At 69.8% G+C, this 24260-nt stretch carries 22 protein-coding genes; 9 read left to right on the top strand and 13 right to left on the bottom strand.

What is annotated here, in order from left to right; genetic code table 11:
• Positions 1 to 98 precede the first annotated feature (98 nt).
• Genes MTE01_RS13155 through MTE01_RS13145 form a run of 3 tightly spaced genes read right to left on the bottom strand, consistent with a single transcriptional unit; the run spans position 99 to position 2676 of the window.
• Positions 99 to 758, bottom strand: a complete 660-nt coding sequence (locus tag MTE01_RS13155) for a methionine ABC transporter permease (RefSeq protein ID WP_103207710.1) — start codon at positions 756 to 758, stop codon at positions 99 to 101.
• On the bottom strand, positions 755 to 1780 hold the full coding sequence (locus MTE01_RS13150) for a methionine ABC transporter ATP-binding protein (RefSeq protein WP_103207708.1): 1026 nt from the start codon (positions 1778 to 1780) through the stop codon (positions 755 to 757). Before MTE01_RS13150 ends, MTE01_RS13155 begins: the two co-directional genes overlap by 4 nt.
• Positions 1777 to 2676 (bottom strand): MetQ/NlpA family ABC transporter substrate-binding protein, encoded by a 900-nt coding sequence (locus MTE01_RS13145; protein WP_141377994.1) that lies wholly within the window; start codon positions 2674 to 2676, stop codon positions 1777 to 1779. Before MTE01_RS13145 ends, MTE01_RS13150 begins: the two co-directional genes overlap by 4 nt.
• 163 nt (positions 2677 to 2839) lie before the next feature.
• Here MTE01_RS13145 and MTE01_RS13140 point away from each other — a divergent pair, with 163 nt between their 5' ends.
• Together MTE01_RS13140 and MTE01_RS13135 are read left to right on the top strand one after the other, a co-directional pair.
• A complete protein-coding gene (locus MTE01_RS13140) occupies positions 2840 to 4279 on the top strand; it encodes an MFS transporter (protein ID WP_141377992.1) in 1440 nt (479 codons plus the stop codon).
• A 67-nt stretch (positions 4280 to 4346) separates the two neighbouring features.
• The gene (locus MTE01_RS13135) at positions 4347 to 4523 is read left to right on the top strand and encodes a YegP family protein (protein ID WP_141377990.1); all 177 of its coding nucleotides are present in this window, start codon (positions 4347 to 4349) and stop codon (positions 4521 to 4523) included.
• 37 nt (positions 4524 to 4560) lie between these two features.
• Here the strand turns inward: MTE01_RS13135 and MTE01_RS13130 are convergent, their stop codons facing one another.
• The 4 genes from MTE01_RS13130 to MTE01_RS13115 all read right to left on the bottom strand — a co-directional run bounded on the left by MTE01_RS13130 (position 4561) and on the right by MTE01_RS13115 (position 9265).
• Positions 4561 to 5889, bottom strand: coding sequence for a dihydrolipoamide acetyltransferase family protein (locus MTE01_RS13130; protein ID WP_141377988.1), 1329 nt, complete (start codon positions 5887 to 5889; stop codon positions 4561 to 4563).
• A gap of 97 nt (positions 5890 to 5986) precedes the next feature.
• Positions 5987 to 6964, bottom strand: coding sequence for an alpha-ketoacid dehydrogenase subunit beta (locus tag MTE01_RS13125; RefSeq protein WP_116239587.1), 978 nt, complete (start codon positions 6962 to 6964; stop codon positions 5987 to 5989).
• Complete coding sequence (locus MTE01_RS13120) at positions 6961 to 8091, bottom strand: thiamine pyrophosphate-dependent dehydrogenase E1 component subunit alpha (protein WP_141377986.1); 1131 nt, start codon at positions 8089 to 8091, stop codon at positions 6961 to 6963. Before MTE01_RS13120 ends, MTE01_RS13125 begins: the two co-directional genes overlap by 4 nt.
• 97 nt (positions 8092 to 8188) lie before the next feature.
• A complete protein-coding gene (locus MTE01_RS13115) occupies positions 8189 to 9265 on the bottom strand; it encodes a histidinol-phosphate transaminase (protein WP_141377984.1) in 1077 nt (358 codons plus the stop codon).
• 133 nt (positions 9266 to 9398) lie between these two features.
• Between MTE01_RS13115 and MTE01_RS13110 the strand changes: the two genes are divergently transcribed.
• The 5 genes from MTE01_RS13110 (at position 9399) to MTE01_RS13090 (ending at position 16728) form a co-directional block, all read left to right on the top strand.
• Positions 9399 to 9803: a phage holin family protein gene (locus tag MTE01_RS13110; protein ID WP_141377982.1), complete on the top strand. Its 405-nt coding sequence runs from the start codon at positions 9399 to 9401 to the stop codon at positions 9801 to 9803.
• Positions 9804 to 9837: 34 nt separating this feature from the next.
• On the top strand, positions 9838 to 10344 hold the full coding sequence (locus MTE01_RS13105; protein WP_103207694.1) for a low molecular weight protein-tyrosine-phosphatase: 507 nt from the start codon (positions 9838 to 9840) through the stop codon (positions 10342 to 10344).
• Between the two features lie 27 nt (positions 10345 to 10371).
• Entirely contained in the window at positions 10372 to 11751 is a 1380-nt protein-coding gene (gene purB, locus MTE01_RS13100) for an adenylosuccinate lyase (protein ID WP_141377980.1), read from the top strand.
• 359 nt (positions 11752 to 12110) lie between these two features.
• Positions 12111 to 15497 carry an OmpL47-type beta-barrel domain-containing protein gene (locus tag MTE01_RS13095; RefSeq protein ID WP_246078311.1) on the top strand — a complete coding sequence of 1129 codons (3387 nt, stop codon included), beginning with the start codon at positions 12111 to 12113 and terminating at the stop codon, positions 15495 to 15497.
• A gap of 193 nt (positions 15498 to 15690) precedes the next feature.
• Positions 15691 to 16728, top strand: coding sequence for a zinc-dependent alcohol dehydrogenase family protein (locus MTE01_RS13090; RefSeq protein ID WP_103207689.1), 1038 nt, complete (start codon positions 15691 to 15693; stop codon positions 16726 to 16728).
• An 11-nt stretch (positions 16729 to 16739) separates the two neighbouring features.
• On the opposite strand, the gene MTE01_RS13085 is transcribed toward MTE01_RS13090, so the two are convergent.
• The 3 genes from MTE01_RS13085 to MTE01_RS13075 all read right to left on the bottom strand — a co-directional run bounded on the left by MTE01_RS13085 (position 16740) and on the right by MTE01_RS13075 (position 18467).
• Positions 16740 to 17105 carry an amino acid transporter gene (locus MTE01_RS13085; protein WP_141377979.1) on the bottom strand — a complete coding sequence of 122 codons (366 nt, stop codon included), beginning with the start codon at positions 17103 to 17105 and terminating at the stop codon, positions 16740 to 16742.
• On the bottom strand, positions 17102 to 17734 hold the full coding sequence (locus tag MTE01_RS13080) for an acyl-CoA synthetase (RefSeq protein ID WP_116239593.1): 633 nt from the start codon (positions 17732 to 17734) through the stop codon (positions 17102 to 17104). The genes MTE01_RS13085 and MTE01_RS13080 overlap by 4 nt, the downstream gene beginning before the upstream one ends.
• A 100-nt stretch (positions 17735 to 17834) precedes the next feature.
• On the bottom strand, positions 17835 to 18467 hold the full coding sequence (locus MTE01_RS13075) for a GNAT family N-acetyltransferase (protein ID WP_141377977.1): 633 nt from the start codon (positions 18465 to 18467) through the stop codon (positions 17835 to 17837).
• Positions 18468 to 18541: 74 nt separating this feature from the next.
• Here MTE01_RS13075 and MTE01_RS13070 point away from each other — a divergent pair, with 74 nt between their 5' ends.
• Positions 18542 to 19192: a TetR/AcrR family transcriptional regulator gene (locus MTE01_RS13070; protein ID WP_170210701.1), complete on the top strand. Its 651-nt coding sequence runs from the start codon at positions 18542 to 18544 to the stop codon at positions 19190 to 19192.
• 84 nt (positions 19193 to 19276) lie between these two features.
• Positions 19277 to 19588, top strand: coding sequence for a hypothetical protein (locus MTE01_RS13065; protein ID WP_103207677.1), 312 nt, complete (start codon positions 19277 to 19279; stop codon positions 19586 to 19588).
• A 114-nt stretch (positions 19589 to 19702) separates the two neighbouring features.
• On the opposite strand, the gene MTE01_RS13060 is transcribed toward MTE01_RS13065, so the two are convergent.
• The 3 genes from MTE01_RS13060 to MTE01_RS13050 form a co-directional block, all read right to left on the bottom strand.
• Positions 19703 to 20764: a WxL protein peptidoglycan domain-containing protein gene (locus tag MTE01_RS13060; protein ID WP_103207675.1), complete on the bottom strand. Its 1062-nt coding sequence runs from the start codon at positions 20762 to 20764 to the stop codon at positions 19703 to 19705.
• Positions 20765 to 20826: 62 nt separating this feature from the next.
• Entirely contained in the window at positions 20827 to 22818 is a 1992-nt protein-coding gene (locus MTE01_RS13055; protein WP_141377973.1) for a purple acid phosphatase family protein, read from the bottom strand.
• 132 nt (positions 22819 to 22950) lie between these two features.
• Positions 22951 to 24168, bottom strand: coding sequence for a HupE/UreJ family protein (locus tag MTE01_RS13050; RefSeq protein WP_141377971.1), 1218 nt, complete (start codon positions 24166 to 24168; stop codon positions 22951 to 22953).
• Positions 24169 to 24260: the final 92 nt, after the last annotated feature.

Raw genomic sequence — 24260 nt, 5'->3', positions numbered from 1 at the left:
GTGTGTCCGCCACGCGCCGCCTCGCCGTGCGGCGACGCGGCGCGTGGTGGGCAATCGACGGGATGCCGCGGCGCGAGCGCCGCGCGAGCCGATCCGCGTCAGCGACGCAGGATGCGGTGCGCGAGCGCGTTGCCGATCAGCTGGCCCGCTTGCACGATGACGACGATGATCGCCACCGTCACCCACGTCGCCTGCTGATTGAACTGCTGGTAGCCGTAGATGATCGCGAAGTTTCCGAGGCCGCCGCCGCCGATGTATCCGGCCATGGCCGACATGTCGACGACCGCGATGAACATGAACGTGTAGCCGAGGATCAGCGGGGCCAGCGCCTCGGGGATGACGACGCCGAACAGCACGCCGATGCGGCGTGCGCCCACGGCCCGAGCGGCCTCGACGGTGCCCGGGTCGACGGCCACGAGGTTCTGTTCGACGACGCGGGCGATCACGACCGTGGCCATGATCGTGATCGGCACGATCGCGGCATCCGTGCCCAGGGTCGTCCCCGTCACCGCGCGCGTGACCGGAGCCACGGCGGTGAGGAAGATGATGAAGGGAATCGGGCGGATGAGGTTGATCACGAGGTTTGCGACGGCGAAGACCACGCGATTCTCGAACAGGTTGCCCGGCCGCGTGGCGTACAGCAGCGCGCCGATGACCAGGCCCGCGACGCCCGAGATGAGCAGCGAGACGGCGACCATGTAGACGGTCTCGCCGATCGACTGGATCAGCACCGGGGTGAGGGTGTCCCACTTGTTCACGAGCGCACCCCCTGCGCGGGGAGGACGACGTCGGTGTGGGCGCGCAGCTCAGTCACGACGGCGTCGAGATCATCCCCGTGCACGCGGTACGTCAGCGTGCCGAGCTGGCGCCCGAGCACGTCGGTCACCCCGCCGTAGACGACGGAATGTCGCACACCGTGGCGATGGAACACGTTCGAGACGTCTTCGCTCGAGAACTCGTTCACCTCGACGCTCACCAGCTCTCCCCCGCCCGCGGCGAGCGCCGCCAGCGCCTCACCCGAGGGCACGCCCTGCGTCACCGCCGCGACGAAGCGCTTGGTGAGCTCGGCGCGCGGGTGAGCGAACACGCGGTAGGTGTCGCCGCTGTCGACGACGCGGCCGCCGTCCATTACGATCACCTGGTCGCACAGCTCGTGCACGATCGAGATCTGGTGCGTGATGACGACGATCGTGATGCCCAGGCGCCGGTTGATCTCGCGCAGCAGGTCGAGCACCTCGGCCGTGGTCTGCGGGTCGAGGGCACTGGTGGCTTCGTCGGCGAGCAGGATGCGAGGGTCCGTGGCGATCGCACGGGCGATGCCGACGCGCTGCTTCTGCCCGCCCGACAGGCGCCGCGGGTACTGCTTCGCCTTATCGCCGATCCCGACGAAGTCGAGCAGCTCGGCGACGCGCTTGTCGCGGTCGGCCTTCTTCCATCCCGCCACCTTGAGCGGGTACGCGACGTTGGCCGCCACGGTCCGCGAGGTGAAGAGATTGAACTGCTGGAAGATCATGCCCACGCGGCGTCGGAGGTCGCGCAGCCTCGCCTCGGTGGCATCCCCCACATTCACTCCGAGCACCTCGACGGTGCCGGACGTGGGCTGCTCGAGACCGTTGAGCAGCCGCACGAGGGTCGACTTGCCGGCACCGGAGTAACCGATCACCCCGACGATCGACCCCTCCTCCACCGTGAGCGACACGTCGTCGACGGCGGTGGTGGAGGTGCGGCGATCGGTGCGGAAGCTCTTGGTGACGCCCCGCAGCTCGATGACCGCGGTCATCCCTTCTGAGCCTTGAGGGCGTCTTCGAGGCTCGTCAGCTCGTCCTGCAGCTGCGCGCCGGTCCACTCGGTCTTGAACTGCAGGTTGCCCTGGTTCAGCTCGGTGACCGCGGCCTCGACCTCGGTGGAGTGGTACGCGGCGACGACCTTGGCCCAGCGCGGGTCGTCCTTCTTGTCGTCGCGCGTGACGAAGGCGTTGATGTACGGGGCGAGCTGCGGGTTGTTCAGGTCTTCCTTGAAGATGATGAGCTCGTCGCCGAGCCCGCCCTTCTGCGCCTGCGTGTTGTTGACGATCGCCGCCTGGGCGCTGCCGTCCTTGAGCGCGGTGACGGTCTGGTTGGTGTCGACGGGCAGCAGCTCGACCTTGGTCGTGACGATGTCGGCCGGCGTCGAGAAGGCGTTGCCGCCGTCCTTGAGCGTGAGCAGACCCGCCGTCTGCAGGTTGAGCAGGCCGCGGGCGAGGTTCGTCGGGTTGTTGGGGATCGCGACCTTCGCCCCCTCGGGCAGGTCTTTCACGTCGGTGTACTTCTCGGAGTACAGCGCGAGCGGGTACACGGCGGTCGCGCCGACCGGCACGAGCGAGCCGTTGTTCTCGACGTTGAACTGCGACAGGTAGATGAGGTGCTGGAAGAGGTTGCCGTCGAGCTCGCCGTCCTGCACGCCCTGGTTGAGCTGAACGCCGTCGTTGATGGTGCGCACCTCGAGGTCGATGCCCTCGTCGGCGAGCTTCTGCTTCAGCACGCTCCAGTGCGTCTCGTTGCCGTCGTCGGCTCCGAGCACGAGGCGGGACTCGTCACCGCCCTGGGCACCGCCGGCGCAGCCGGTGAGCGTCAGCATCAGGGCAGTGGCGGAAGCACTGAGGATCGTGGCCAGGCGTGCGGTGCGTCGAGAGGTCATGAGACCACGTCAGCACGCGGCATCCGGGATCGGAATTCGAGGCGTTACGGCCGGTAACGGGCTGTCACGCGGAGTAATGGATTGGGTGGATGCCGAGGCATCGGCGATGATCGCGCGCCTCATCGACCCGCGGGCTCACAGCGGAGGCGTAGCCTCGACAGTGATGTCACGGGATGAGAACGCGCGTAAAAGATTGTCCCGGAACAGCCCGCAGGGTCTGGTCGTCGCGATCCTGGCCCTCGCGGGCCTGTGCTCGTCGTTCATGTTCACCCTCGTGGTGCCCATCCAGTCGCAGTTGCCGCAGCTGCTGAACGCCTCGCGCGACGACACCGCCTGGGTCGTGACCTCGACGTTGCTGGCCGCGGCCGTCATCACCCCGATCGCCGGCCGCCTGGGCGATATGTACGGAAAGCGCCGCATCGTGCTGGTGCTGCTGGTCGTGATGATGCTCGGTTCGGTGGTCGCCGCACTGTCGACCGGGATCATCGGCATGATCGTCGGTCGCGCCCTGCAGGGGGCGGTCGTCGGCGTGGTGCCGTTGGGCATCTCGATCATGCGCGACGTTCTGCACGAGAACCGCGTCGACAGCGCGATCGCCCTCATGAGCGCGACGCTCGGCGTCGGTGGCGCCCTGGGTCTGCCGATCAGTGCCGTCGTGGCCGAGAACACCGACTGGCACTGGTTGTTCTGGATCGCCGGTGCCCTCGGCGCGCTCGTCTTCGTCCTGATCCTCTGGATCGTCCCCGTCAGCGTGCTCCGCACCGCGGGGCGCTTCGACTACCTCGGCGCCGTCGGCCTCGCGATCGGCCTGATCGGCGTGCTGCTGGCCGTCTCGCGCGGCAACTCGTGGGGCTGGACGTCGCCGCTGACGCTGAGCCTCGCCATCGGCGGTGTCGCCGTGCTGCTGCTGTGGGGCTGGTACGAGTTGCGCGTCGAGAACCCGTTGCTCGACCTTCGGGTCGCGGCCCGCCGCCCTGTGCTGCTCACCAATCTGGCATCCGTCGCGATGGGCTTCGCCCTGTTCACCTCGAACGTCGCGTACCCGCAGATGCTCGAGCTGCCGGTGGCGACCGGCGTCGGCCTCGGCCTGTCGCTGCTCGCCGCGAGCCTCGTCGTCATGCCGTCGGGCCTGGTGATGATGGTGCTCTCGCCGATCTCGGGCACCCTCGCCCGCACGATCGGGCCCCGGGTGCTGCTGGTCGCGGGGTCGATCTCGCTGATCCTCGCCTACGGCTTCAGTCTGATGTTCTCGACCGAGGTGTGGCACTTCGTCGTGGCGAACATCCTCATCGGCTTCGGGATCGGCTTTGGCTACGCGGCCATGCCCATGCTCATCATGCGCGCGGTGCCGCCGAGCGAGACCGGCGCCTCGAACGGCCTGAACGCCCTCGCGCGCTCGCTCGGGACGAGCACGGCGGCCGCGATCGTCGGCGTCGTGCTCGCGACCCTGTCGACCGGCAGCGGCGACACCCGCGTGCCGACCTCGCAGGCGTTCCAGGTGTCGTTCCTGATGGGCATCGGGGCGGCCGCGATCGCCCTGGTGCTGGCGCTGCTGATTCCCACGCGATCGACGCCGATCGAGAAGCGGCCTTCCCTGCCCTGAGCCCTCCGCCCTCTTGTCAGGGAATGCACGCGGGACGATGATGGTCCCGTAGAGCAAAGGAGCTGACATGGCGGGCAAATTCGAGCTGTACAAATCCCCCAACGGCCAATTCCGCTTTCGCCTGAAAGCCGGGAATGGCGAGATCATCGCCGTTTCCGAGGCCTACACGAACAAAGCTGCGGCGACGAACGGCATTCAATCCGTGAAGAACAATGCGGATTCGCCGGTCGTCGATCTGACCTGACGGGGCGTCGCCGGCGGGCCGACAGGACGGTCCCCGCTCAGTCCAGCAGCAGCGCCGGCTCCTCGAGCACGGATGCCACGTCCGCGATGAACCGCGAGATCCCGTCGCCGTCGACCACGCGGTGATCGAACGAGCCCGACACCGTGGTCACCCAGCGGGGGCGCACCTCGCCGTCGACGACCCACGGCTTCTGGCGGATCGCGCCGAGCGCGATGATGCCCGCCTCACCGGGGTTGATGATCGGGGTCCCGGCATCCACTCCGAAGACGCCGATGTTCGTGATCGTGAACGTGCCGCCGGTCTGGTCTGCGGGGCTCGTCTTGCCCTCGCGCGCGGTGAGGGTGAGGGTCTCGAGCGCCTTGGCCAGCTCGCGCGTGTTCATCGACTGCGCGTCCTTGATGTTCGGCACGAGTAGTCCGCGGGGGGTCGCCGCGGCGATGCCGAGGTTCACGTAGTGGCGCACCGAGATCTGCGCGCCGTCCTCGGTGTCGACCCACGCGGCGTTGATCATCGGCGTGCGGCGCAGGGCCCAGATCACGGCGCGCGCCATGATCAGCAGCGGCGAGATCTTCACGTCGGCGAAGTCGGGTGAGGCCTTGAGGCGCTTGACGAGCTCCATCGTGCGCGAGGCGTCGACGTCGACCCAGACCGACACGTGCGGCGCCGAGTACGCGCTCGAGGTCATCGCGTTGGCGGTCGCTTTGCGCACGCCGCGGACGGGGATCGACTCCTCGCGGGCGTCGGAGGCGGGGGCGGATGCCGTGGGCGCGGGCGCCGCGGGAGCGGCCACCGGGATCGTCTCCTCGCGCACCGCGCCCCACGCGGGCGTCTCGATGTTGCGGAAGACGCTCGCCTGCTCGGCGTGCTTCACCACGTCGTCGCGGGTCACCTCACCCGCGGGACCGCTCGGCGTCACGGCCGAGAGATCGACGCCCAGGTCGCGCGCGAGCTTGCGGATCGGGGGCTTCGCGACCACGCCGACAGAGGCCTTCACGGGGCGCTCGGCGGGCTTGCGACGCCGCGACGACACCGCCCCACCCGTGCCGTAACCGACGAGCACCGCTCCGCCGGGGTCGCTGGGCTCGGGGACACTGACCGGGGCCGCGGGCGCTGAGGCGGCGGCATCCGTCGATCCGATCGTGATGATCGGGGCGCCGACCTCCACGGTCGACCCCTCGGATGCCAGCAGCTCGCCGACCGTACCGGAGTAGGGCGACGGCAGCTCGACGAGCGACTTGGCCGTCTCGATCTCGACGATCACGTCGTTGACGGCGACCGTGTCACCGGGCGCGACGCGCCATTGCACGATCTCGGCCTCGGTGAGGCCTTCTCCGACGTCGGGGAGAACGAAGGTCTGCTCGGTCACGGTGTGTCCTTTGCTCGAAAGCCAGCTTGTCACCGGCGGCGCCGCAACGGAATGCAGACGCGGTCGGCGGGTGTCGGCGGGCGCGGGGCGGAAAGGGTCAGTAGGCCAGAGACCGGTCGACGGCCTCGAGGATGCGGTCGGCGTCGGGCAAATACGTGCCCTCGAGCTTCGCGGGCGGGAACGGCACGTCGAAGCCCGACACGCGCAGCACCGGGGCCTCGAGCGCGAAGAACGCCTTCTCCATCACGGTCGCGGCGATCTCGGAGCCGAGCGAGGTGAAGCCCGGAGCCTCCTGCGCGTAGACCATGCGGCCGGTGCGACGCACCGAGTCGAGCAGCGGGCCGTAGTCGACGGGCGACAGGGAGCGCAGGTCGATGACCTCGCAGCTCGTGCCCTCGCTCTCGGCGAGTGCGGCCGCCTGCAGCAGGGTCGTGACCATCGCGCCGTGACCGACGAGCGTCACGTCGGTGCCGCGGCGCACGATGCGGCTCGCGTGCAGCGGCAGAGCGGGCGCATCGAGGTCGACCTCGCCCTTCTGCCAGTACTTCGCCTTCGGCTCGAGGAACACGACCGGGTCGGGCGAGTCGATCGCCTGCTGGATCATCCAGTACGCGTCGTTCGCGTTCGAGGGGCTGACCACGCGCAGACCCGCCGTGTGCGTGAAGTACGCCTCGGGGCTCTCCTGGTGGTGCTCGACGGCGCCGATGTGCCCGCCGTAGGGGATGCGGATGACGACGGGCATGCGCACCGCACCCTCGTGGCGGTTCGTGATCTTCGCCAGCTGCGAGGTGATCTGGTCGAAGGCGGGGAAGACGAATCCGTCGAACTGGATCTCGAGGACGGGCTTGAACCCGCCCATCGCGAGACCGATCGCGGTGCCGACGATGCCCGACTCGGCCAGCGGGGAGTCGATGACGCGACGCGGACCGAAGTCCTTCTGCAGGCCCTCGGTCACGCGGAAGACGCCGCCGAGCGGGCCGATGTCCTCGCCCATGAGCAGGACGCGGTCGTCCGTCTCGAGCGCGCGACGGAGGCCCGCGTTGAGCGCGCGGCTGATCGGAAGGTTCTCGGTCACTTCGCGCCCCCGTCCATCGACGCCTCGTAGTCGTCGAGCCAGCGCTGCTCCTCCTGGATGAGCGCGTGCGCCTCGGAGTAGACGCTCTCGAACATGTGCGCGCGCGGGATCGAACCGAGTTCGTTCGTGCGCACGCGCACGTCGTCGGCGAGGGCGGCACCCTCGGCATCCGCGTCGTCGAAGAACTGCTGCGAGGCGCCGCGCCCCTCGAGGAACGCGCGCATGCGGGCGATCGGGTCGCGCCCGGCCCACGACTTCTCTTCGTCGGAGGTGCGGTACTTCGTGGGGTCGTCGCTCGTGGTGTGCGCGCCCATGCGGTACGTCATCGCCTCGATCGCGCGGGGGCCACCGCCGGCGCGGGCTTCGTCGAGGGCGACCTTCGACACGGCGTAGCTGGCGAGCACGTCGTTTCCGTCGACCTGGAGGCTCGGGATGCCGTACCCCTCACCGCGCTTGTACAGCGGCGAGCGCGACTGCGTCGCGACGGGGACCGAGATGGCCCACTGGTTGTTCTGCAGGAAGAAGACCTCGGGGGTCTGGAAGCTCGCGGCGAAGACCATCGCCTCGTGCACGTCGCCCTGGCTCGAGGCGCCGTCGCCGTAGTAGACGATGACGGCCTCGTCGCGCTCGGGGTCGCCGCTGCCGCTCTTGCCGTCGAACACCAGGCCCATCGCCAGGCCCGTGGCGTGCAGAGTCTGCGCACCGAGCACGAGCGTGTAGATGTGCGTGTTGCCGTTCTTCGGGTCGGTCGGGTCCCACCCGCCGTGGGTGAGTCCGCGCATGAGGCGGATGATGTCGAGCGGGTCGACGCCGCGGATGCGCGTGACCACGTGCTCGCGGTACGAGGGGAAGATGTGGTCCTGCGCGCGGGCCGCGCGGGCCGAGCCGACCTGGGCCGCCTCCTGCCCGAAAGACGGCGGCCACAGAGCCAGTTGTCCCTGACGCTGCAGGTTGGTGGCCTGCACGTCGAAGGCGCGGATCGACACCATGTCGCGGTAGAAGGTCTCGAGGTCGGCGTCGCTGAGGGCGTCGATGAGCGGCAGGTAGCGCTCGGCCGCGGGCGTGGGCGCCAGGGTGCCGTCGGCTGCCAGAACGCGCACGAGAGCGGGATCGTCGAGCGGGGTCATGGTCCCACGCTAACGCGCGACCCATGCGTGAGACCGCATGAGGTGCACAACGGATGCCGCGATCCGACGTGCCTGATCGACAAAGACGCCGCGCGGGTCAGCGCACGGCGGTGGCCGCGGCGACCTCGACCACGCGGTCGAGCGATTCTTCTTCGCCGATCGAGATGCGGATGCCGTCGCCCGGGAACGGGCGCACGATGAGCCCCGCCTCCTCGAAGGCGGCGGCGACCTCGACCGTCCGGTCTCCGGCGGCGAGCCACACGAAGTTGCCCTGCGCGTCGGGGACGTCCCACCCGGCCTCGCGGAGGCGGTGGACCAGGCGGTCGCGACGCTCGGCGATGACCTTCACACGGTGAAGCAGCTCGCTCTCGGCATCCAGGCTCGCGATCGCTGCGGCCTCCCCGGCCGCGGTGACCGAGAGCGGAATCGCGGTGCTGCGCGCGGCGTCCAGCACGCCGGTGTGGCCGATCGCGTAGCCGATCCGCAGACCCGCGAGCCCGTAGGCCTTCGAGAAGGTGCGGAGCACGACCACGTTCGGCCGGTTGAGCACGGCGCGCACGCGACTGCCCTCGACCGAGTCGAGATCGGTGACGAACTCGGCGTAGGCCTCGTCGAGCACGACGAGCACGTCGCGCGGCACGGCGTCGACGAACGCGGCGAACTCGTCGTAGCCGACGGTGGGCCCGGTGGGGTTGTTGGGGCTGCACACGATCACGAGGCGCGTGCGCTCGGTGACGGCGGCGGCCATCGCGGGAAGGTCGTGACGGGAGTCGGCCGTGAGCGGCACCTGCACACTCTTGGCCCCCGCGACCGCGACGAGCGAGGGGTACGCCTCGAACGAGCGCCACGCGTAGACGACCTCGTCGCCGGGGCCCGAGGTCGCGAGCAGCAGCTGCGCGAGCACCGAGACGCTGCCGGCGCCGACGTGCACCTCGTCGGGCGAGACGCCGTACCGCGCGGCGAGACGCTCGCGCAGGCGCGCGGCCGTGGCATCCGGGTATCTATTGAACGCTCCCGCGGCCACGACCGCCTCGAGGACGCCGGGGAGGGGCTCGAAGGGGTTCTCGTTGCTCGAGAGCTTGAAGGCGTCGGGGCTGGCCTGCCGACCCTGGCGGTACGCGGGCAGGGCGGCGATCTCGGGGCGGATACGGGGCAGGACCGGCTCTTCACTCACCCCGCGAGCCTAACCGGGGGCTCGCCGCGCGCGTCAGCCCCTCTTTCCGAATCCCCTCCTTCCCACGGTGGAGAGGACCGCGAGCTCTCCACAAGCCCGTGGTGCTGCACCGACTGCGTGCCACGATGGGGGCATGCGCTTCGTCGTCCGCGTCGCCGTCAACGCCTTCGCCATCTGGATCGTCACCCTGCTGCCCGCCCTGCAGGTGCGGCTCATCCCGTTCGCACCGGGCGAGTGGTTCCAGGTGCTGCTCACGCTCGTGGTGGTGGGGCTGATCTTCGCCCTGGTGAACACGATCATCGGCACCGTGGTGAAGGTCGTCGCGATCCCGCTCTACATCCTCACGCTCGGGCTCATCTCGCTCATCATCAACGGCTTCCTGCTGTGGCTGACGGCGATCATCACCGAGAACTGGGACTGGGGACTGCGCACGGGCGAGTTCTGGCTCACGGTCGTCGCGGCGCTGCTGATCGGCATCATCAACGCCGTGCTCGGCGGCGTGTTCCGGCCGCGCCGCGAAGAACGCGAACGACGCTGATGCGCTGGGGGTGCATCACCGCCATGATGGAGGGATGACGACGACCCCCGACGCGCCGTTCCGCGTCGTGTTCGTATGCAGCGGCAACATCTGCCGCTCACCCATGGCCGACGTGGTGTTCCGCCGCATGATCCACACGTCCGGCCTCGGAGCGCACGTCGCATCGAGTTCGGCCGGCACCGGCGACTGGCACGTCGGTGAACGCGCCGACCACCGCACCCTCGCCGCCCTCGACCGACTGGGCTACGACGGCTCGTCGCACCGTGCCCGGCAGTTCCAGTACACCGACTTCGAACGCAACGACCTCGTGGTCGCCCTCGACCGCAGCCACGAGCGTGTGCTCCGCGGCTGGGCTCGACACGACGACGACGCCGACAAGATCGCGTTGCTGCAGTCCTTCCTTCCGGATGCCGAGACCCTCGACGTCCCCGACCCGTACTACGCCGGGCCCCCGATGTTCGACGAGGTGCTCGGTATGATCGAACGCGCCAGCAGGGCCCTGTTCCGACAGCTCGAGCCCGCCATCCGTTCCGCGGGCTGACCCGTTCGCGCGATCCCCGGGAGACCCGTGTCCTCTCTGCCCCCGCAGCCCCTCAGCCCGCTCGACGGCCGCTACTTCGCCACCGTCGCAGAACTCGGCGACTACCTGTCGGAGGCCGGGCTCAACCGTGCCCGCGTCGAGGTAGAGGTCGAATGGCTGCTCGCCCTGACCGATCGCTCGCTGTTCGGCACCGCACCCGTCTCCGACGATGACCGGGCCCGCCTGCGCGCGCTGTACGAGGAGTTCGGCGCCGACGAAATCGCCTGGCTCAAAGAGAAAGAGGCGGTCACCCGCCACGATGTGAAGGCCGTCGAGTACCTCGTGCGCGACCGCCTCGACGCCCTCGGTCTCACCGCCCTCGCCGAGCTCACGCACTTCGCCTGCACGAGCGAGGACATCAACTCCACCGCCTACGCCCTCACCGTGCAGCGCGCGGTCGAGCGCGTGTGGCTGCCCAAGCTCCGCTCGGTCACGGCCGCCCTCGCCGAGCTCGCGACGCAGCACCGCGACGCAGCCATGCTCTCTCGCACGCACGGCCAGCCCGCCACGCCCACCACCATGGGCAAAGAGATCGGGGTGTTCGCGTGGCGCCTCGAGCGCGTCATCCGCCAGCTGGATGCCGGAGAGTACCTCGCGAAATTCTCGGGAGCCACCGGAACCTGGTCGGCGCACGTCGCCGCCGAGCCCGATGTCGACTGGCCGGCGCTGACGCGCGCGTTCATCGAGTCGCTGGGCCTGGGCTTCAACCCGGTCACCACCCAGATCGAGTCGCACGACTGGCAGGTCGAGCTCTACGACCGGGCGCGCCACGCCGGCGGCATCCTGCACAACCTCGCCACAGACATCTGGACGTACATCTCGCTCGGATACTTCACCCAGATTCCCGTCGCGGGGGCCACCGGGTCGTCGACCATGCCGCACAAGATCAACCCGATCCGGTTCGAGAACGCCGAAGCGAACCTCGAGATCGCGGGCGGGTTGTTCGGCACTCTGGCGTCCACTCTCGTGACGAGCCGCATGCAGCGCGACCTCACCGACTCCACGACGCAGCGCAACATCGGTGTCGCCTTCGGCCACTCGCTGCTCGCGCTCGACAACCTGCAGCGCGGCCTCACCGAGATCTCGCTCGCCGAGGACGTTCTGCTGGCCGACCTCGACACGAACTGGGAGGTTCTCGCCGAGGCGATCCAGACGGTCGTTCGCGCCGAGATCGCCGCCGGCCGTTCGCAGATCACCGACCCCTACGCCCTGCTCAAGGACCTCACGCGCGGACGCCGCGTCGGCGCGCCCGAGCTGGCCGAGTTCGTGCGCGGCCTCGACATCGGCGATGCCGCGAAGGAGCGCCTGCTCGCGCTCACGCCCGCTGCCTACGCCGGGCTGGCGTCGCAGGTGGTCGACGCGCTGTAACGCGTTGCGGGGTCGCGCCCTGCCCTCCCGCCGCGTGTCCAGAGCACCCCGCACCGTCCCCCGCGCCGACGGCGCGTCTGGGACACTCACGCCGTGAGGTGGGCGGGGCGCGCGTTCGCGTGCTCCGCGCCATGCCGCGCTCGTCGCGTCGCGTTGCGTCACCCCCGGCCTGTTGAGTGTCCAAGACACCCGGACGAAATTAGAAAACGTCCGGGTGTTCTGGACACTCGACGGGGTTGCGCGGGCGGCGGACGACCACCCATCCCCGGCCCGTGTCAGAGAAAACTCCCCCTGGACGCCGCGCACCGCCGACCCATAGTGTTGACGTCAACATCCCCCACCGCGACCCTTGGGTCGCCATGCGCCGCACCGTCGCGGCGCAGAACGGAACAGACGCGATGACGCCTCGACGCCCGCTCATCCCCCGCTTGCTGGCCACCGCCATGGCCGCCCTGCTCGCCGGAGCTCTGGCATTCCCCCTCACGGCGAACGCCGCCACCGGCGTTCCGACCGACCCGAACGACGGCGTTCCGCGGGTCGACCCGCCCGTCACGTACACGAACTTCCAGCCGCTCGCCGATCCCGGTCTCGGAGCCGCCGACTACTTCCAGCCGAAGTGGTTCGACACCGACGGCCGGCACATCCAGGCGCACGGCGGCCAGATCGTCACCACCACCGAGAACGGCCAGACCGTCTACTACTGGTACGGCGAAGACCGCACGAACGGCTACTGGAACAGCCCCGGTGTCGCGGTCTACCGATCGACGGATGCCAAGAACTGGACGAACCTCGGAGACGCGCTGCGCAGCATCTCGACGCGCGACGACCTGCTCACGCCCTACTTCGAGGACCTCTACGACACCGTCGACGAGAACGGCCAGCCGCGCACCGAGAAGATCGATGCCCTGGCCTACCACCTCAACTCGACGCAGAACTCGGACTACACCGCGATCTTCGAGCGCCCCAAGGTGCTGCACAACGCCAAGACCGGAAAGTGGGTCATGTGGTGGCACGCCGACGGGCGCACCGAACCCGGCGGCAGCACCTACGCCCGGTCGATGGCCGCGGTGGCCGTGTCGGACTCCCCCGCGGGGCCGTTCCGCATGACGGGCGCCTTCCGCATGCCCAACCGCACGGACTATCAGGCCTGCACTCAGTACGCCGTTCCCGGCCAGGCACGCGACATGACGGTGTTCCAGGACGACGACGGCACGGCCTACATCTCGTACTCGTCGGAGGAGAACTACAGCCTCTACGTCGCGGAGCTCGACGACAGCTACACGAACGTCACCCACACCACCGACCGCGACACCTTGAACGTCCGCCAGTACTCGGAGGACGGACGGTTCCCGTACATCTTCGACGACGGCTCCTCGGCCGCACCCGAGCGCGGCAAGGACTTCCAGATCGTCAAGGAGTGCGGCCATCTCGAGGCCCCTGCGATCTTCGAGCGCGACGGCACGTACAGCGTCGTCACTTCCGGGGCGACCGGCTGGGCGCCCAACCCGCAGACGTACTACACCGCGGGCGACCTCATGGGCACGTGGATCCGTGGCGTCGACAAGGACGACGCGAACGAGACCGTGTCGTACAACGCCATCCCCGATGGGGGCGACGGCCTGCTCTCGATCGGCGACGTGCGCCGCTCGACGTTCGGCTCGCAGACCACCAACGTCTTCGAGCTCGAACCCGGGAAGTTCGTCTACATGGGCGACCGTTGGAACGAGGGCAAGTCCGACTCGACCTACGTGTGGCTCCCGCTCACGGTGGGCGAGAACGGGCGCCTCGAGATGCACAACCCCGCCGCCGAAGACCCCGCCCGCTACGGCACGGGGTGGGACGCCTCGTACTGGGACGACAAGGGCTTCGGCCACGGCACGTGGAAGGCCGTGACCACCGGTCTCCCCGAAACCGTCCGCCGCGGCGCCGCACCGCAGCTGCCGACGAGCGTCCCCGTCGACACGTCCGCCGGCACCGCCCCGGTCGCCGTCACCTGGTCGTCGATCGACACGAGCGTGCTCGGCCCGCAGACGATCACCGGCACCCTCGCCGCCGACGCCGACTTCACCGCCGGCCGCTCGTTCCAGCGCACGATCACCGTGGCCGAACCCGGCATCGCCGACATCGCCCCCGAGGCGACCGTCACCGCGTCGAGCCGCAACGACCTCGTCGCCACCCTCACCGACGGCAATGCCACGGCCAAGGGCTGGGACGACTGGACCGGCAACGGCTATCCGCGCGACAGCTGGCTGCAGTTCGACTGGGGCACCGACCGCACCTTCGACTCCATCGTCGTGCACACCTACAAGGACGGGGCGACCGCGACCTGGCCCTCCCGCATCCAGGTGCAGTACCGCGACGCGACCGGCGCATGGAGAGACACCGCGGTCGAGGCGACCCTCGCTCAGGATGCCAGCACCCCGGCCCCCGTGGCCGTGATCGACGCCAAGACGCTCCCGGCCACCAGCGCTCTGCGCCTGCGGTTGACGAGCCAGGCGAACACCTGGCAGTCGATCGCCGAGGTCGACGTGTGGGGCAACGCCTCGGCGGCGAACGTGTGTCGCGGCGGTGACGCCTCGGTGTCGGCATCCTTCCACCAGACGAAGTGGGCCACGATGCCCGCCTCCAACGCATGCGACGGCCGGGTCGGCACGGCGTGGTCGACCTGGACCGACACCGGCTACCAGGACTCCGCGACCTTCACGATCGAGACCTCCGAGATCCACCGCCTGAACGAGGTGCGCTTCACGAACACCGAAGGCACCATCGCGGGCGTCTCTCTCGAGTACAGGGACGACCACGGGAACGAGTGGAAGCCCCTGCCGCTGACGGGGGACACCCCGACCGTGACGAACGGCAGCGAGACGACGTTGTCGTTCCCGAAGCTCCTCGCCACCGGGCTGCGGCTGACCTTCTCGACGCCCGGGTCGTACCTGAAGATCCCCGAGATCTTCGTGCCCGAGGCGGGCGGCATCGCGCACATCGAGCCGCTCCTGCCGACACAGCCGAATGCCGACGGCTGGTACACCGCCGCTCCCGGACCGATCTCGCTCTCGCACGACAGCAACACCGACGTCGAGGTGCAGTACCGCATCGACGGCGGGGCGTGGCAGACGGGAACGACCTTCGACATCACCGCCGACGGAGACCACCGCGTCGACTACCGCGCGCTGTGGAACGGCGCCGAAGTGCCCGAGGTCGCGGGGTCGCTGCCCGTCCGCATCGACACCGCCGCCCCGACCACCGAGGCCAGGGTTGCGAAACCTTCGACCCTGCTGCGCATGATGCGGCCGGCAGCGGTGTTCCAGGCGCTGGCCCCCGCCGAAGCCACGGTGGTGTTCACGGCGACGGATGCCACCTCCGGCGTCGCCCTGACCGAGTACTCGCTCGACGGAACGACGTGGACCGCCGGTTCGAGCGTCGCGCTGACCGGCGCCGGCGATCACGTCGTGCGGTTCCGCTCCACCGACGTCGCGGGCAACGTCGAGCATGCGCAGTCGGCCACCGTCACCGTCGTTGCGGGCACCGCCCCGGGCGACGGCGACGGTCCCGGGACGGGCTCCGGCACGCCCGGTGCTCCCGGCGCTCCCGCCGGAATGGTCGGCGGATCGGGGAGCTCGAGCGGCGGCACCGCCGGTGGTCTCGCCATCACCGGCTCGGAGACGCCCGTGGTTCTCGGCATCCTGGCCCTGGTCCTCGCGGGTCTCGGCGCCGCGCTGCTCGGGGCACGCCGCCGCCGCGCCTGACCGCGTGCGCGCGTTCCCGCGCCGCGCACCTCGCGAGTGTCCAAAACACCCGGACGAAATTTCGGAACGTCCGGGTGTTCTGGACACTCAACGGGCGAACGCGGCGTCACCGCCCGCCGCGCGACGACTCACCCCGAGATAAGCGACCGCGCGGAGCGCGGGAGCGCCGAGCGCACGCGGGAGAATGGATGCCATGCGCGCGATGATCATGGATGCCCTGGCCGAAGCCCTCGAGGTGCGCGAGGTCGAGGCGCCGTCCGCTCCCGCGGGCGGGGTCGTGGTCGAGGTGCACGCGACAGGCCTGTGCAAGAGCGACTGGCACGCGTGGGTCGGGCACGATGACGTCGCGCTCCCCCATGTTCCGGGCCACGAGCTGGCCGGCGTGATCGTCGAGGTCGGGGCGGGTGTTCAGCGCTGGAGCGTGGGCGACCGCGTCACCGTGCCCTTCGTCATGGGGTGCGGGGCGTGCGAGTGGTGCCTCGGCGGTAACGCCCAGGTGTGCCCCGACCAGCAGCAGCCGGGCTTCACCCAGTGGGGCAGCTTCGCCGAACACGTGGTGCTGCGCGCGGCCGACACCAACGTCGTGCGCATCCCCGATGACGTGTCGTTCGAGGCGGCCGCGGCCCTGGGCTGCCGCTTCGCCACCGCCTACCGCGCCCTGACGAGTCGTGCGGGGGTGAAGGCCGGTGAGTGGATCACCGTGGTCGGCGCGGGCGGGGTGGGCCTCAGCGCCGTGATGATCGGGGCCGCCCTCGGCGCTCGCGTCATCGCGGTCGATCGCACCCCCGCGGCCCTCGACGCCGCTCGCCGCCTCGGCGCCGAGCACACGCTGGTCGCCGACGGTTCCGACATCGCCGCCGCCGTGCACGAGCTCACCGGCGGCGGCAGCCACGTCTCGGTCGACGCCGTCGGCAGCTCGCAGACGGCGCGCGACGCCGTGCTGAGCCTGCGCCGTCGCGGTCGGCACGTGCAGATCGGCCTGCTGCCCACCGCCGACGGTGAGACCCCGATGCCCATGGCGCGCGTGATCGCATGGGAGCTTGACCTGCTGGGCAGCCACGGCATGGCCGCGGTCGACTACCCCGAGATGCTGTCGCTCATCGAGAGCGGCGCCCTCCGTCCGCAGGAGCTGATCGAGCGGATCGTCGGACTCGACGAAGCCGCGGAGCTGCTGCCCAGGATGGACTCGGCCTCGCCCGCGGGCATGACGATGATCGACCCGCGTCGGTAGGAACCGAGGCCTCACGCCCGGGGAGCGGCGGGGCCGTCGTCGGTGCGCGGAGCGTCGGACGCGGTCGCGGCGCCGGGGGTCGTGGCATCCGTTGCGTCCTTCGGCAGGAGCAGCGGGCGATCCACCGTCGCGGTGACCTTGGTGGGGTCGACGACCAGCAGCAAGAGCGCGAGCGAGACGAGAGTGACGATGAACGTCGCCCCGGCCGCGACCAGCCCCACGATCAACGCACGCTGGATCTCGTCGGCCGGACGCGTCTGGAAGAAGCCCATCGACATGAGCGTGACGAAACCGGCGAACAGCGCGGCGATGAAGGCCAGCCCGAGGAGCTGGACGGGCTTCATGAGGTCGCGGCGGGTGGTGGGCTTGTCGGTCATGACGCGGCCTCCTCGGAGGGTACGGCCGGAACGGGCTCGGGGCGGCGCGGAGAGAAGCCCGCGATCGCGAGGAACACGGCGACGACCGCCGCGTACCCGCCGAAAAGTCCCACGGCGATGGTGATACCGGTCAGCGTGAACGAACCCGCCCCGGCGATGCTGTAGTCGAGCGCGTACTGCTGGATCGGGAGCATCAGCACGACTCCGAGCACGAGACTCAGGATGCCGATGAGCACGCCGTCGCGCGCGCCCGCGGCCCCGACCGTCTTTCGTTGGCGCAGGGCGCCGACCAGCTCGACGGCGCCCGAGAGCAGCGCCCAGGCGATGACGACCCCGAAGAACACGCCCGTCGTGCGCCAGCTGCCGACGCTGCCGACCATGCCCGCGACGAGAGAGACGACCGCGAGCAGGGCGGGCGTCAGGCGCTCACCCCGCGGGTGGACGAGCCACACCGACAGTGCGAAGACGAGTCCGGTCGCAAGGGCGAATCCGCTGAACACGCCGAGCCCGAGGGGCGCGGAATGGTCGGACGAGAACGTGACCATCACGGCGGCGAGCGCCGCGAAAAGGGCGCGCGCAAGCTGCACGTGGCGAACGTCGAAGGCTCGCTCGGAAGAAGGAGTGGTCACGGAGGGTCCCGGAGAGACGGTGTCGATGTCGCCCAGTCTATTCCTCGGCGCCTGAGCGGACTTTGTGGACGCTCGATGTCGAGACGCTTCCGGCCGACCGTCATACCCCTCGCGCGGGCACCGCGTGCCGGGCGGGAGCGGGCGGTCGCAGCATGGCCGTCGGAGTGGCCCCGCGGATGCCGCGGATCGGGGCGATCTCTTCGAAACCGAGACGGCTGTACAGGCGACGGTTGTCGGGAGTCGACGATTCGAGGTAGGCGGTCGCGCGCGTGACGTCGAGAGTGTCGAGCCGGGAGCGCAGCAGCGCACCGCCGACACCGAGCCCGCGTGCGGCGGGCGAGACGCCGATCTGCGCGAGGTACCAGTGCGGCGATCGGGGGCGGTGGCGCGCCAGGCGCGACGACAGGACGGCAGCGCGGACGAGGCCCGGGAGGCCGAGCGCTGCCAGATACTCGGGGAGCCGCCGCCACGGGAGGGATGCCGCGCCGGGGCCCTCCCACGCGGCGACACCCAGGATCTCGTCGCGGTCGGCGCGGCGCGCGAGGTCGACGCTGCCGGTTTCGAAGGCGGCACCGCGGAGCATGGCGGTGAACAGGGTCGTGAGCCGCTCGAGGCGGCGGCTTCCGGGCAGGATCGCGGCCATCACGGGGTCGTCGCGGAAGGCGCGCGCGAGCACAGCCGCGGCGGCGGGGAGGTCGGCCTCGCGGGCGGGGGTGATGTGCAGTTCGGTCATCGCATCCTCCAATTGGTCCAAGTGGATATATTTAGTATGCGAGACTCGACCGGCCCGATCACTTGGAGAACGCCGTGAACCCCGAGGCTCCCACCCGTGACTACCTCCCTCTCGAGGAGCGCCGAGAGCGCCTGCTCGACGCCGCGCTCTCGGTCGTCGCCGAATCAGGGGTGGCTGCCCTCAGCCTGCGGCGTGTGGCCGAGCGCGCCGACGTCGCGCACCGCGTGGTCACCTACGCCTTCGGATCCAAAACCGCCCTCGTCGAGGCCGTGCTCCACCGGGCCTCGCAGCGCGCGCTCGACGCGGTCTGGGCCGGCGACCTCCCCCTCGACGACTTCGCCGAGTCGGTGCGTCTCTCGCTGCACGGCCTGGCTCGCGATCTTCGCCGCCACGAGAGCGAGTACCGCGTGGTGAGCGAGCTCACGGCATCCGCCCGCGCTCATCCCCAGCTCCGCGCGGCGGCGCAGAGCGAGATCGCCGCGAGCACCCGGGCCATCGCCGAGAGCATCGAGCGGTGGTCGCGCATGACGGGGCGCGCTCTGACCACCCCCACGCCGGTCGTCGCGGCGGCCCTGCGCGCGAGTGTCGACGGGTTGGTCGAGTGGTGGTTGAGCAGCCACGACGAGCGAGTCCTCGACGACGTCGTGGAGGTGCTGGCATCCGCGTTCATCGGTCGGGAGGCCGATCACGAGCGACCGCACACGGCCGAGGAGCAAGGGCGATAGCCTCTCGACGATCCCTCGCGCGGCCCGGGTCCTGCCGACGGCCGCGATCCGAGGGCATCGTTTCCGACACCAGAGGAGAACATCGTGACCACGCAGCCCGCACCCGCCGGAACGACCTACCCGGGCAAGACGCTCGGAATCATCGGCCTGATCGTCGCCTTCCCGTTCAACCTGATCGGCCTGATCATCTCGATCGTCGCTCTCGTCCAGTCGAAGAAGGCCGGGTACAAGAACACCCCCGCGCTGATCGGCATCATCGTCGGTGCTGTTCTCGTCGTCGTGGGCATCGTTGTCGCCATCATCCTCGTCAGCGTCTTCGCGGGGATCTTCGCCGCGTGCGGCGACCTGGGTCCGGGGCAGCACTACGTCGACGGGGTGACGTACACCTGCTCCTGAATCACGCTCGAATGTGCAGAGGGACCGGGCCGCACGGCTCGGTCCCTCTGCACGTTCTGCGGACCGCCTCCGCTCGCCGATCTCGATGATCGGCGACACCGGCAGCCACGCCGCTCACTCGACGAGCTGACGATCCTTCTCGGCCAGCGTGCGCTCGACGGCCTCGGCCACGCGCGCGTCCTCCGCCTGCTGCGCGCGACGACGTCGCTCGCGCAGCAGGCGCGGCCCGAACACCGCCCCCGCGACGACCAGCACGACCAGGAGCAGCAGCGGCCAGGGAACAGCCCAGCCGAAGGTCGAGACCTCGATCGGATCGAGCGTCGAGATGGAGCCGGCGGCATCCGTCACGATCGGGGTCGCCGACACCGACGCGATGAGCACGCCCATCGCAGCCACCGCCGGAACACGCACGTCGCGCTCCCAGCTCTCCCCGGGCAGCAGCGTGGGGGCGGCGGCGTCGGGCGCGGACTCGAGGCGCGCGAGGCCGAAGGGACCGGTGACGGCGTCGGTCTCGTCGGCGCTGAGCGAGACGTTGCCGACGTTGTGCAGGCGGTAGTGAACGGTGGCGTCGCCGAACAGGAACGGCACGAAACCGCCGTCCCACCCGACACGCAGATCGTCGACGGCGAGGGCCGGGGAGAGGTCTCCCCCGACGCGGATGCCGGTGCGGATGCCGAGGCGACGGTCGACGTTGACGTTCGCGGAGGCGTCGGCCACCGTGAGGGAGGTGACGACCCCGCCCGCGTAGTCGCCGGGGGTGGCGTTCGAGGGGACGTCGACGACGAACGGCACCTCGACGGTCTGGCCCGCGGGAACGGAGACATGACGCTGCGGCACGGTGACCCAGGCGCCGACGCCGACCGGCTGCTCGTTCGCGACGCGCAGATCGAGGGCGCCCGTCGAGGTCGTGTAGCCGTCGGCCGCGTAGACGTCGAGTTCGACCGTCTCGGCACCGCGGTTTGCGATGACCAGGGCATCGTCGAGGTGGGCACCGGGGTTCAGCGCGTAGCTGTAGTTCGTGCGGTCGGCGCCGAGGGCGTTCGAGGCGGTGCGCACGGTCCAGGTCACGTCGTCGGTCGCGGCCAGGGCGGGTGACGCGCTGGAGGCGCCCCCGGCGATCAGCGCCGCGGCGAGAGCGAGGGCGGCGACCCGCGAGGGGGAGGGCAGTCGAGTCATGGGAGGTCCTTCGGGAGGGGCACCGGCGGGGAGGAGAGCTCCCCGCCGGTGCTGTTCGCTGGTCAGCCGGCCAGCGCGGTGAGGGTCAGGGTCGCGCGGTAGCTTCCCTTTTCGACGGTGTTGGGGATCTTCAGGTCGAGATCGGCACCGACGACTCCGGCGCTGCGGTCGTGGCCCACGGGGGCTGCACCGAGCAGACGCGAGACCGACAGACCGTCGCCGCCGTCGTAGCCCGACTTCACCGCGGCACCGGCGACGGCCCCGGCCCCCGCGGTGACGACCTTCGGCGACCACCCGAGGAACGAGCCCTTGAAGGTCTTGCCGTCGTCGGCGAAGTCGCCCACCGACGCCGACACCGACCACGGCGACGTGTTCGCGCGGGTGTCGGTCACGGTGATCGGGTTGATCTGACCGGTCGCCTCGAAGTACTGCAGGTTCTTCTCCTGCGCGGTCCCCATGTCGACCAGGCCGTTGTGGCCGTTGATCGTCCAGCCGAACTCACCGGGCGCGCTGGTGGGGACATCCACCTGGATGTCCTGGCCGTCGCCGTGGTTCGGGTGGATGGTCACCTCGTCCTGAATGGTGCCCACGGCCTCGGCCGGCTTCGAGCCGTTCTCGGGGCCGCACCACAGCACCTTCTTGAGCTCGACCGCAGCGTTGGGTGCGTCGCAGGTTCCGGAGCGGATGTTCTGGACGATCAGCTGGTCCTTCTTGACCTGCACCTTGACGTACGAGCGCACGTGCTCCTGGTTCTGCACGGAGTTGTACCAGTAGTTCGCCGGGTTCAGCGGGTCGGCGCCGTTACCGGCACCGCTCGTGCCGCTGTTGTCGGGCGAGGTGATGTCGTAGTACTTCGAGCCGGATGCCGAGTTGGCGGTGACGTAGACGACGCCACCGGGTCCCTCGAAGACTTCGTCCTGACCGGGCTTCTCATCGGCGTTCGCCTTGGAGCCGTTCTTGATCTCGTACGAGCGCGAGTAGCTGTGGTCGTGACCCTGGAGCACCAGGTCGACGCCGAGCTTCGAGAACGCCGTCGGGAAGTCGGTGCGACGGATCTTGTTGTCGGCGTCCTTGGCGTGATCGGCCGGCGAGTAGATCGCGTGGTGGTACACGAGCACCGTGTACTTGGCATCCGCTCCGTGCTTGTTGACGACGTCGGTGACGTACGAGATGTGCGCGTCGTCGCCGCCGCCGCCCTGCGAGGTGGCGTAGCTGTTGCTGTTCAGGTCGATGTAGAGCACGTCCTTGTACATGAACCAGTAGTCGCCGCCCGACTCGGTGCCGATGCTGCCCGAGCCCTTGCGGTAGTAGGCGCCGGAGCGGTCGGTGTTGGGCGTGTACAGGTGCTGCTCGTACGCCTTGCCACCCACGTCGTGGTTACCGATCGTGGCGACCCACGGGTACTGGCGCAGCTGGTCGGGAGCGAGGAACGAGTCCCAGTGCGACTCCGTGTTCGCAGTCTCGACCTGGTCGCCGCCCGAGACGAGAAGCTCGGCGTTGGGGTTGGCGCCCACCGCGACGTTCATCGTGTCCTGCCAGCCGGCCTGGTCCTTCGCGAGGTTGCCGGACGAGCCGATCTGCGGGTCTCCGAAGAAGAGGAAGTCGTAGTCGCCCTCGAACGACTGCGTCTTGAAGGAGTAGGTGTTCGACCAGTTGCCGTCGGAGCCGACGCGGTACGAGTACGCCGTGTTCTCGGCGAGGCCCGTGATCGTCGCGTGACGGTTGAAGCCTCCGCTCGAGGCGATGTTGGCGGTCCCGGATGCCGAGAACGTCGTGGCCGACGCCGGGAACTGGCCGCCCGTCACCGCCGAGGTGGGCGCGAGCTGCACCGTCTGGGCGGTGTCGGCCGAGGAGTACCAGGTCACGATGCGCTGCGACTGGTCGGCACCGACGCCGAGGATGATGCCGGTGAGGGTGGCCGGGGTGTCGGCCACCGCCGCCGGGACGCTCGCCACGCCCGTGAGGACGAGTGACGCGCCGACCGCGGCGGTTGCGATCCACGAGACACGGCGACGCGTGCGCGTCCCGTGCGACGTCGATGCGGTGAGGAACATGGCTGTCCGTTTCTTTCGGTGGGGGTCTCTGGTGCGCGCCCGCCGATGGCGAGCTCGCTCCACGCTCCGTCCGCCAGGTGACGCCGGGGTGAATTGTTGACCCAGCACACGCATCGGCTGCGACAACTCCCGTCATTCGATGCCGAGAATGCGCTGCACGAACCAGACGAGACCGGCCACGGTGACCACGACCGCGATCGCGGCGCTCACCCACATCCCCACGCGCGGAGCCCGGCGGCGCAGCAGCACGAGCAGCGGGAAGACGATCACGATGATGCCGATCTGCACGGCCTCGATGCCCACGTTGAACACCAGCAGCGACCAGAGCAGGGTCCACGACCAGGGCTCGTCGATGCCGAGCGCCGAGGCGAAGCCGAGACCGTGCACGAGGCCGAACACGAACACCACGGCGACGCGGAGCCAGCCGGCGCGGTCGAGGCGGAGGAAGCCGTGCGCGTGCGACAGGTCTTGGTCGGCCTGATCGCGGCGGAGCAGGCGCCAGAGGTACCAGGCCGCGACGACCGCGATCGAGAGGGCGATGGTCGGCTCCACCACCTCGGGAGGCGCGGCGATCACCCCGGTCGCGGCCAGGATGAACGTCACCGAGTGCGCGAGCGTGAACGTCGTCGCCGCGATCACGATCTCGCGCAGTCGCCGCGACCCGACGATGAGCGCGAGCAGGAAGAGGATGTGGTCGATCCCGGTGAGCAGGTGCTCGGCGCCGAGACGGAAGAACTCCCAGAAGCGCTCGAGGGTCGACTGCGCGGTCGTGAACGACGGGTGCTCGGCATCGAGGACCGTGCTTCCCTCGTGCAGGTCGAGGTCGTAGGTGAGGATCGTCTTGGTGTCGGTGACGAAGCCCTCCGCGTCGGGGAAGAGCGACGCCGTGATCTCGTGGCCGTTCTCCGAGGGCGGGCAGGTGTCGTCGAGGGTGACGACGGCGTAGGGGACGCCGTCCTGTTGGGTCATCGAGATGTCGTCATCCATGCGCGGGGTGCACGCCTCTCCGGCGGCCGTGATCTGGAAGCGCTCGGTGACGTAGCGGGCGATCGTGTCGCGGTGCGCGGTCAGGACGGCGGCCTGCTCGGAGGCGTTGCCGCCCTGAAACGCCGCCATCCCCGTGCGGTAGAGCGGGTCGTCCTTCTCGGCGTCGGCGGCCGACACCACCAGCAGGTCGTACTCGAGCTGCAGCTCGGCGCGGACGACGCCCGTCCCGCCGCTCTCGAGATGCGCGTAGACGACCGACAGGATGCCGTGGGCCGAGGCCGACGCAGCCATCGAGAGCAGAGCCGCAATCCCCGCGGCGACGAACAGGACGCGCGAGAGGACGCGTCGAACAGAGACAGACATGTGCACCTTTCCGTCGGGAATGGTGCGCGCTCGTCGTGAACGGTTGCCCGCGGTGCGGAGAACGGAAACGAAACGTGCGGACGTCGTTCTCT

Source organism: Microbacterium testaceum (genome assembly GCF_006539145.1).
Classification (GTDB): domain Bacteria; phylum Actinomycetota; class Actinomycetes; order Actinomycetales; family Microbacteriaceae; genus Microbacterium; species Microbacterium testaceum.
This window is presented reverse-complemented; position numbering and strand designations above follow the sequence as displayed.